Annotated in this window: 3 protein-coding genes; 1 reads left to right on the top strand and 2 read right to left on the bottom strand. The window is 42.7% G+C overall.

Going from position 1 to position 5,184, the window contains the following annotated elements; genetic code table 11:
* Together IJI01_RS06770 and IJI01_RS06765 are read right to left on the bottom strand one after the other, a co-directional pair.
* Nucleotides 1–1,544, bottom strand: a 1,544-nt coding sequence (locus tag IJI01_RS06770; RefSeq protein WP_330623091.1) for a xylulokinase, incomplete at its 3' end; no start/stop codon positions are given.
* Between the two features lie 40 nt (nt 1,545–1,584).
* Nucleotides 1,585–2,661, bottom strand: a complete 1,077-nt coding sequence (locus IJI01_RS06765; RefSeq protein ID WP_292187748.1) for a GntR family transcriptional regulator — start codon at nt 2,659–2,661, stop codon at nt 1,585–1,587.
* Between the two features lie 652 nt (nt 2,662–3,313).
* On the opposite strand from IJI01_RS06765, the gene IJI01_RS06760 reads away from it, so the two are divergent.
* Complete coding sequence (locus IJI01_RS06760; RefSeq protein WP_292187745.1) at nt 3,314–5,032, top strand: hypothetical protein; 1,719 nt, start codon at nt 3,314–3,316, stop codon at nt 5,030–5,032.
* Nucleotides 5,033–5,184: the final 152 nt, after the last annotated feature.

Here is a 5,184-nt window from a genome sequence, read left to right as displayed (position 1 = left end):
TCTTTCATGAACTCATCAAAGCCCTCTGCATCAGCCTTAACTGGCTCGAAGGTCTCAACCTTACCAGATCCGAATACTTTGTTGTTAAGGACGTTCTCAAGAGTCTCGCCTGCTGACGTCTGAAGCATGAAGCCTGCAAGGATAGCCTGTCCCCATGGGCCGCCCTCTCCTGCTGTCTCCATAAGCTTGATAGGAGTATCAAGAGCTGCAGCCATTACTCTGTCACCAACGCCTCTAATCTTGAAGAAACCGCCCTGACCAAAGAAGAAGTCAGCCTTAACGTTCTCTTCCTTCATAAGGATATCGTTACCTGCCTTAAGGGCACCAAGTGCTGTGTAAAGATGTGTTCTCATGAAGTTAGAAAGGTTGAACTTATCATCAGGTCTTCTTACAAAGAGAGGTCTTCCCTCGTTGAAGCCTGTGATGCTCTCGCCTGAGAAGTAGTTATATGCAAGAAGTCCGCCGCAGTCTGCGTCGCCTTCCATAGCCTTGCGATAAAGTGTTCCGTAAAGTGTATCGTCGTCGATATCCTGTCCGATCGCACCTGCAAACTCTCTGAAGAGTCCTACCCATGCATTGAGATCTGAAGTACAGTTGTTGCAGTGTACCATAGCAACTTCCTCACCACTTGGAGTTGTTACAAGGTCAAGCTCAGGATATGCCTTTGAAAGGCTGTGCTCCAGAACTACCATTGAGAATACTGAAGTACCCGCTGAGATGTTACCTGTTCTAACACCAACTGAGTTTGTAGCAACCATACCAGTTCCAGCATCTCCCTCTGGAGGACATACAGGTACGCCTGCCTGAAGAGTTCCGGTAGGATCAAGCTTTTTAGCTCCTTCTGCTGATAGGGTACCTGCTGCAGCACCTGCAGGAAGTGACTTAGGAAGTACGTCTCTGATCTTCCAGCCAAGGTTCTTAGGTGCGATGAGCTCGTCGAACTGATCAAGCATCTTCTGGTTGTAATCACATGTCTTGGAATCGATAGGGAACATACCTGATGCATCGCCTACGCCCAGAACCTTCTCGCCTGTGAGCTGCCAGTGAATGTAGCCGGCAAGTGTTGTGAAGAAGTCGATCTTGGAGATGTGCTCCTCACCATTAAGAATTGCCTGATAGAGGTGAGCAATGCTCCATCTCTGTGGAATATGATATCCGAAGAGCTCTGTAAGCTCGTCAGAAGCCTTTTCTGTAATTGTGTTTCTCCATGTTCTGAAAGGAACAAGAAGCTCTCCATCCTTATCAAAAGCCATGTAGCCATGCATCATAGCTGAAAAGCCCATAGCTCCGATCTTGACAAGCTTCTCCCCGTACTGCTTCTCAACATCCTCTGCCAGCTTCTGGTAGCAGTCCTGAAGTCCTGTCCATACATCATCAAGAGTATATGTCCAGATACCGTTGTCCAGTCTGTTCTCCCAGCCGTGTGAGCCGGATGCGATTGGATTATACTCATAGTCTGTGAGTACCGCTTTGATTCTTGTTGAACCAAACTCGATACCAAGAAGTGTCTTGCCCTCAGCAATCAAACTTTTTACATCACCCATAATCATTCTCTCCTTTTTATCCTCTTACTCTTTATGTTCATTAGATTGTTCTAACTGAATCCCTTAAAATAACGTCCTCTGTAAACTCGTAGGTAGCGCTTCCAAACTTACTGCTACTGTGTATGAGACGTATCATGTTCTGTGCTGCCTTCTCACCAAGCCTTGCCTTAGGATGTGGAATCGAAGAAATAGCCACTCCGTTAACTCCGATCTTGGCCATGTCTGAATCGTCCATTCCAATTACTGACATATCCCTTGGAAGCTTCATTCCATTATCTATGAGAACCTGCATGAGAAGCCCCGCCACCTGATCGTTGTAGCAGAACACTGCAGTGCAGCCCTTGAGTCTTTCTCTTACTCTTGAGAGAGCTCTTTTACCATCCTTGATATCTATGGTGTCCACCCAGTTCACATGGTCATAGGTAAAAGAAAGACCGCACTCTGTCATTGCGCGTAAATATCCACGGTATCTCTCTCTTCCCTGTCCATCGTCAAGCTTGAGTACACATCCGATGCTCTTGTGTCCAGCTTCTGCCAGGGCCTTAACTGCTCTGTAGGCACTCTCCTCGTCGTTGATAGAAACGTGAGGCATATCAAGCTCAGGATAATAGCTGTTTATAAAAAGAAATTTCATTCCCTTGTCGATGAGTTTGCGGTAAAGACCTATGTTGGGATTAGGAAGTGCGCTCTTAACTGGCTCCATGATAACACCGGCCACATCATTCCTATCTAGCAGGTCTTCCAGAATCTGTCTCTCTTTACCAGTTGTATTGTTGGTAAAAGAAAGCTGCATGGAATAGCCCTTGGCACTAAGTGTACTCTCGATTCCTCTGATGGTGCTGGGGAAAATGTAGTCATCAACGTAGGTTGTAACAACCGCCACCACCGACTTATTGCCATCCTCAGCATGCTGGTCAGCTACGTAAGTTCCGCTTCCGCGCCTGCTCTCAAGCACTCCGTCCTCAGCCAGTTGACAGATAGCATGTCTGACGGTCTGTCTGCTCAACCCAAACTTCTCGCACAGCTCATTCTCAGAAGGAATCTTGTCCCCTGATCCGAGCCTTCCACTGTCTATATTCTCATTTATCCAATCTATAATCTTCTGATACTTAGCCAATGAGATCACCACTCGATCATATTTATTGATGTATTACTGGGCTGATTTGTTAGTAGTATTACCGGACATGTCTCAAACTTGTATTCTTTATGGCAAGTTGTACACATTTTGTGATTATATTTAAGCCCCTCAATACGTCTATCATTGTAGTGTGATTGCAAATGCCACGTCAATGACTAATATGTACAATTTTGGCAAGTTGTATATGTACAAATATATCAAAGAGCTTGCCTGTACTTATTTCATTATTGGCTCAACTTGTAACACGATTAATCTGCACTTGTATGCATCAATTATTGTAAATTCATCCGATATCGATGCTTTGGGGACAGAGAGCAGTCTGGCTATTGCATCAAAATTTGACCACCTCTTATATTCCGATGCCATAAAGATCCTTGAATAGCTAGATTTATACATCGCTTTTTCTGTTTTATTCTTTTTCGATGCATTTTATTCCAATAACTATTTATTTAGACATCGGAAATTGGAATTACTCTAATTTCGATGCAGTGAACTATAATTATTTTTGATAATCACAATTCTTTTTGGGGCTCAACATTTGCAATTAAAGGATTGTTTATTATTATAGATAAGGATGTTTTCTTTAGCGTCAAACTTCAGAAAACACATACATAAGAAAGCGAGACATAATATGAATTTCAAACATATTATTCCTACACTTGCACTGACTCTTTTATTAGCTGGATGTGGCAATGCTGCAGTTACTGAAAATAGCGATGCAGCTCCAACAGCCGAAGCTTCTCAGAGCAGTTCTACAGATTCAAACACTTCTGTTTCTACAAAACCCACAGAAAATGAGTCAACTACCGCCTCTACCGAAGCTCCTGTAGTTGATCCAAACGTTGTAACAAGAGAAGAACTTGACGAGTTTACAGCTCTTTTCAACACACCTGAGTACAACGGATTTCTAACCAAGTCTTTTAGCAATACTTCTCAAATCGACTGGGATGTTGTTGTGGCAGCCGGAGGCGGAATAAATGCTTACAACGAAAAAGATGGCGAAACAGAGGAAGTAAAAGACTATCAGAAATTAACTAATTATGACTTCTTTATCAGCGATCACTTCGTTATAGTAAGAAGACCTGACCTTGAAGATTTTGCCTTAAAGCATACTGGTGAAGCCCTTAATTCTGATAGACGTACTCTTCACTGGACTTATATGGATAAATATGATTCATTCTATAACTACCATTGGAGTTATGAAGACAAAGAATATAAATGTGTCTCTGGCCAAAAAGATGGAAACGACTATACTCTTCGCTTTCAGATGAATGACGATTCCCATATAGGCAGATCCGCAGACAGGATTGTTACCCTTACAAAAGATGTTGATGGACTTGTAGTCAAATCCAATGCCATTCAGTGGGATGAGGGTTGTGATCCAGACCAGACTTTTGACATTGATTTAAATGATAATGGCGATACCCTTCGTTTCGTTACCTACAAAGGCTATTCAAGCGCAGCTCGTTTCATATTGACCAAGGATGGCAACGAGGTCGCAACAGGTACTCTTTCAGGAACCAGAAATGATAAGCTTGTTCAAATTAAAGACATAGCCGCAATTGGTTTCTTTGATTTCAATGCCGATGGTAGAAAAGATATTGTATGCATCGGTGATTCTGACGATGGTCGACACCTTACACTTTTTGAATCAGTTGATTCAAACTATTACTACGAACAGTGTGAAGCTGATGAAGCAATCGAGAAAATGATTGATGGTGATATAACTCTTGGCAAGATTAAGAAAGCCCTGCTTGGCAACAATACTGATGCAGTATACAACACCTATAATGAGGCTTATGCCCAGGTTGCCAAGCTTTACAACCTTGCTAACAGCGAATATGACTACGCATACGGCCTTGTTGATGGCAACGGTGATGCTATTCCAGAACTAATAATAAATGGTGCCAGTAGTGTATCCCTCTTCACCTTTGAAAATGGCCACATCCACTGCCTCATGCAGAAATGGGGCTGGGGCGCAATGGGTAATTATGGCTACGAATATGCACCTGGCAAAAATGTTTACTTAAATGAGAATTCAGACTACGCCGGTGCAATCCGCTACGCCTACTTCATGATGCCACGTGAAGGTCAGGAAATAGTAACCTCTTATTACGAAAAAACAAACTTCTTTGAAGATAAGGACAAGGATGGTGTTCCTTCTGATGAAGAGCTTGACGCCAACAAAGATATGTCATACTCCGAGTCATTTTATTACAATTGTACCGCTGTAGATATGTCCCAAGAGGAAGTGGAAAGCAAAGTTAACGAACTTTGGAACTATGAATACAAGCAGCTTCGCGGAGATGCAGACTACGAAGGACTTATTACAGTACTCAAGAATAGTTGATATAAAGGTTTAGATACGAAAAGGCAGCGCACGAGGCGCTGCCTTTGTTCATGCCATTATAGACCATTACTTCTAGAATAAAAGAAAAGATATTGCTGCATAACCCCGTTATAGGGTTTGTATTTACCAAATAAAAAGCCCTGAGGATACTG

Source organism: Butyrivibrio sp., assembly GCF_017433805.1.
Lineage (GTDB): Bacteria > Bacillota > Clostridia > Lachnospirales > Lachnospiraceae > Butyrivibrio.
This window is presented reverse-complemented; position numbering and strand designations above follow the sequence as displayed.